The organism is Methylobacter tundripaludum SV96 (genome assembly GCF_000190755.2).
Lineage (GTDB): Bacteria > Pseudomonadota > Gammaproteobacteria > Methylococcales > Methylomonadaceae > Methylobacter_A > Methylobacter_A tundripaludum.
This window is the reverse complement of sequence record NZ_JH109153.1, coordinates 1,512,333-1,516,318: the sequence shown is the minus strand read 5'-3', so window position 1 is coordinate 1,516,318 and position 3,986 is coordinate 1,512,333. Positions and strand designations below refer to the sequence as shown.

Genomic DNA, 3,986 nt, shown 5'->3' with positions numbered 1-3,986 from the left:
AGCGTATGCATCGATACCCGCTTGTCAATTCGCGCCGCCTCAGCAGCGGCATGGATGGCCCGGTTGAGTTGACGGGTGCTGAGTGGATCGATGGGGTCCAAGCCAGGAAATAGCCAGCCACCTTGGAGCATTTTGCCTTGTGCATGGGCAAACTTCCACCAGGCGCGCAACCGTTCCAACAGCACCGGCGACAGCATGGCATAACGATCCTTGCTGCCTTTACCCTGTTCGATGCGCAGCGTCATACGCTGGCTGTCGATATCACCGACCTTCAGCGACACCACCTCGCTGGCACGTAAGCCGGCGCCGTAAGCCACCGATAACGCTGTCTGGTGCTTGAGATTGTCAACGGCGGCGATCAGGCGAGCCACCTCTTCACGACTCAATACCACCGGCAGTTTGTGAGGTACATGCACCGGGTGCATCTTAGTCAACAACTCAGGGCGGTCTAGCGTCGTTTCAAAGAGAAACTTGAGCCCGGTGAGGGTCGCATTCAATGAAATCGGCGAAATACCGTGATCAACCAAGTGCAATTGATAACGGCGTAAATCTTCGACGCTGGCTGTATCAGGCGAACGTCCCAGGAAACCCGCGAATCGTTTCACAACACGGATATAACTGGCCTGGGTTTTGGGGGAAAGTTTGCGCATCCGCATGTCGTCGATCATACGTTGGCGCAACGGGGTAATGGGTTTACTTGTCGAAGTCATGACACTGCTCCTATCTTGAAACAAGGCGGATTGCCTCATTCCTTAACATAGGAAAATGTCACGCTCTTTCAACCACCCCCAGGCTTATGATCGCAGCCTCAATACCGCGTGAGCGGTTTAGTCCAACGGCTAGAAAGAGTCATTCGCCAATTTCCAGTGAACGGCTGTTTAACCTTGAAGAGCGGTCATTCAGAGACTGTCAGTAATCGGCAGCCATGAATCCAAAGCCGACAGCCATACCGTTTTGTCTAATATTTTGGTGCTTTGATCCCGATGTAAGCCGTATATGCGGAATTTTTGATCACCATGAAGAGCACGAAAGATACAAAGAATAAATATAAAATTCGTGTCCGTCCTTCGTGGTAAAAAAAACTCTTTAATAAAATCCGTAGCGGTAACTACGTTGAGTATAGATACTTATGCCTCTTTAGAAAGCGCTTTCTAAAACCTCCAAACTCATGGCATCACACCAAATTTGACCTGTTACTGTGCTGCCATAAAATCCCAAACGGCAAGCTAGGGTAGTGCTGGTGTTTTCTGGCATGAAGGTAACACAGGCTTTGGTCCAATCAAAACTCCCCGACAAACTGCCAGAAGAAGTAAAGCCGCCCATGACTGATACATTAGCTCCAACACCTGCTAATGGACCGGTAATAATATTACTGCCCCGTATCCACCCACAAAACTCATGAGATTTACCGGGCGTAAGATTCGACACCGTCTGAATCCAACGGGCATCGTTGGGCGAAGATGCCGAAATACTGGCGCTATGTTTACCATCTTTTGCAACCGTAACATCCCAAACCAAAGCTGCTGATGACTCAAAAGCATCACGCTGCCAAAAATCAGGCGTTAAGTTACCACCTTGTTCAAAAGACGGATTGGCCAGCAAATTGTTCTGTGTTATATCTAGTGGTGATAATGCAATATCAAACACCAAGTCCTCATCACCTACCCAGTATAAGTTGTCGATCTCGAAAATTTTCCTGCCGCCGTAATACGAGTGGACTACAAACGGTCTTTGCATATTAAAGTTTTCCGGATACAAAAAGTCAGTCAACTCAGGGCTGGAATCTGGCGCAATATATCCATCGGCCGCTTCCAACTTAACTAAAGGTGGATTAATCGATTGGCTAGAACTTTCAAGGACGTGATAAACGGCAAGCCCGTTGTAGGGCGGTGCAATCGACCCAAAGCCACTGTCAGGTCTGTGTCGATATTCAATCAGAAAATATTCGTTGTCCCGAAGAGTAGAAACACGCACCACCTCCCTGTTCTTATTGGCCGATGATAAATGTATCTTTTTTGTTGTTTGTCGAATCTCTTTTGGCTTAACCCAATCCAATACACTCCGTTCATAAGCGGTAAAATCTTGTGGCGGAACTGGCCAGCTATCTGCCATGAGAGTGAGGTAAGAAAGCGTACCATAGGGGCCATACATATCCTGTAATCCAATGGTATGACCTACCTCATGATTGAAATTGCCAGTCGCACCAGAGATTACGCTTAGACTATCTTGACCATCAACAAAAATGTTTACACCGTTATTAAAAGCAGTACCGCCTACCATATAGTCATAGTATTTACCTGAAGTAGACGTAATAACCCATACAGTATCTACGATTCCGTCGTGGTTTTTGTCATACTTGGTTACATCAATTTGCTGTTTTACCAAATCAGCCACAGCGTTACGGTAATTCCCCCAGCTTGGGTAAGCGTCTGCTTTTAAGTTTACAGGCAATGTTACGCGAATAATGTCCCATTTGAACATCTCTTGGCCACGACTAAGCCAAGCCCAATGGACTTCCATTTTATGAAGTTGATCTGAAAGATCCGAAATATCTTTGATTCCTGAACCTTGCCAATCTTCGAGCTTGGTATCAGCAAAGTCAGCAATAACAGCAAGCCCTTTTCTATTGACTATTTTCATTGGTTTCATGCCTTTATTCATGTGAGGCTTATTGGCATGTTCAGACACATCTGCTTTCTTTTGAAGGTCCGTTTTTTTCTCCTCGATTGTGTAGCTCGTTCCTGGGCTCCCAAAATTAGTATTAGATTGAGCAAATGCGCTAACTAACATTCCAGATAGTAACAGTACAAATGTTGGTACAAATAAATGAATTTTAAGTATCTTAAGCATTATTAAACGCCTCAAGTTATTCACAGCCTCAGCATTCGCTGGTTCTCTGCTATTGTTGTATAAATTACCAACTCTGGCTTCTAGATATAAAACACTATTTCGTACCACATAAAAAAGCCGAATTGACTAACATGACTTTATTTCTGGCTACACGCGACAATTCGACTTTCCTAAATCAGGATTTGCAACTTTCTGTACCCACATTGCCATAGGATTAGTTGTATCTTATGCGGGTGAAAGTGTGTTCCCTAAGTAATGATATGTTAATAAGTACTTAGGCGTATTTATGTATAAGATGCCGACAAATAACTACATTTAACTAAATTTTAATCGAAGATAGATGAAGATATGAGATTAAAGCGGACGTTTACTGGACACTTAACAAGCTTTCCGGGTGCAGCTACGCACCTCAGCTCAGCAAAGGAATGTCTTTTAACTATTGATAACGGATTTTATCAAGAGTAATGACCGGTAGTGCCCGTTAGTTCGCTAGGAGACTGTCGGATTTAGCAGTGCAAAAAGTGTTAAAATAACCCTATCGAAACACCAAATCAAAAAACAAAAATGGCTACCCAATTCATCCTGATTGATCGCGATACCCCCTACATTCTGCCCCCGTGTGTTCAGGATTATTTGCCTGAAGATCATATGGCCCGTTTTGTTGTCGAGATTGTCGATCAACTGGATTTACGGACGCTATCAGCCGTCTATGCGGGCAAAGGAAAGCGCCCCTATCATCCGGCGATGCTGTTGGCGTTGCTGTTCTACGGTTACGCGACCGGCGTATTTTCCAGTCGCAAACTGGAGAAAGCCACTCATGACTCGATGGCCTTTAAATACATCTGCGCCAACGAAAACCCAGATCACGACACCATCAACAGCTTTCGCAAGCGCTTTGGCAAAGAGATCGAAAGCCTATTTGTCGAGATATTGGTACTTGCACAAACCTTGGGGCTGCTTAAGCTGGGTACGGTGAGCCTGGACGGCACCAAGATTAAAGCCAATGCCAGCAAGCATAAAGCCTTGAGCTGGGATTACGCCAATCAACTGGAAGCCCAGTTCAAACAGGAAGTTGAAACCTTTGATGAAACTGGCTGAAGCCGCCGACAATTCCCCGCTTCCAGAAGACATGGATG

The 3,986-nt window shown here is 45.4% G+C and carries 2 protein-coding genes and 1 pseudogene; 1 reads left to right on the top strand and 2 read right to left on the bottom strand.

Features of this window, described 5'->3' with window-relative positions; all coding sequences use genetic code 11:
* Both METTU_RS19560 and METTU_RS19555 read right to left on the bottom strand, forming a co-directional pair.
* Positions 1–710, bottom strand: a 710-nt coding sequence (locus METTU_RS19560) for a tyrosine-type recombinase/integrase (protein WP_006893719.1), incomplete at its 3' end; no start/stop codon positions are given.
* A 427-nt stretch (positions 711–1,137) separates the two neighbouring features.
* Positions 1,138–2,850 carry a hypothetical protein gene (locus tag METTU_RS19555; RefSeq protein ID WP_006893718.1) on the bottom strand — a complete coding sequence of 571 codons (1,713 nt, stop codon included), beginning with the start codon at positions 2,848–2,850 and terminating at the stop codon, positions 1,138–1,140.
* Positions 2,851–3,414: 564 nt separating this feature from the next.
* Here METTU_RS19555 and METTU_RS19550 point away from each other — a divergent pair.
* Positions 3,415–3,986: pseudogene (locus METTU_RS19550) on the top strand (transposase); the annotation flags it as partial.